Source organism: Bacteroides sp. An51A (assembly GCF_002161565.1).
Classification (GTDB): Bacteria; Bacteroidota; Bacteroidia; order Bacteroidales; family Bacteroidaceae; genus Phocaeicola; species Phocaeicola intestinalis.
Genome location: NZ_NFIC01000025.1, coordinates 1 through 784, shown reverse-complemented (window position 1 = coordinate 784; position 784 = coordinate 1). Strand labels below are relative to the sequence as shown.

At 43.8% G+C, this 784-nt stretch carries 1 pseudogene; it reads right to left on the bottom strand.

Going from position 1 to position 784, the window contains the following annotated elements:
• Nucleotides 1–103: 103 nt before the first annotated feature.
• Nucleotides 104–784, bottom strand: a pseudogene (locus tag B5G04_RS20125) (group II intron maturase-specific domain-containing protein); the annotation flags it as partial.

Below are 784 nucleotides of genomic sequence, written 5' to 3'. Positions count from 1 at the left end.
CAATCGAGTAGGAGGTAAACATTAATCATAGGTGTTTATCTCCTATTTTCATGTTTACCGACCTCTCACACCACCGTACGTGCCGTTCGGCATACGGCGGTTCCTATTTTGGGTACCATTCGAGATACGAGCCCATTAAGGTAGGATATCCTGCCTTTCGTAGGCTCTCCTTATTTATCGCCACCTTCAATATAGGACTGTCAGCAATACGCCAATAACCTTTGCGGGTGTTACCCCATTCACATGCCTTGTATTTTCCAATACCACATTTAATGAGGTTTGCCACCTTGGTCTTGGGGGTCTTCCAAGCTTTCCATATACACATGCGTATTCTCCGTCTTAACCACTCATCAGTATCAAGAAGAAAACGTTTCATATCGGCTAGGTGATAGTATCCAATCCATCCACGGATGTACTCCTTCAGTTTCTGTTTCCTCTTGACTTATCCCCATCCGTTGCTACGATTCGTCAGTTCTTTGAGTCTTGATTTCATCTTGGATTTGGACTTCGGATGTACTGTGAGGCGGCATTTGCCTTTCATTACATAAAAGGAGTAGCCGAGATACTTAACTCCTTGGACATACGACACTACAGTCTTTTCCTTGTTGACTTTGAGATATAGAGTTCCCTCTATAAATCGGGTTATGGACTCTTTGACTCTTCTTGCCGCCCTCTTGGACTTGCAGAATATCATCGAGTCATCGGCATAGCGAACAAAAGGAAGCCCTCTGCGTTCGAGTTCCTTGTCCAACTCATTAAGCATAATATTACTCAACAAAGGACT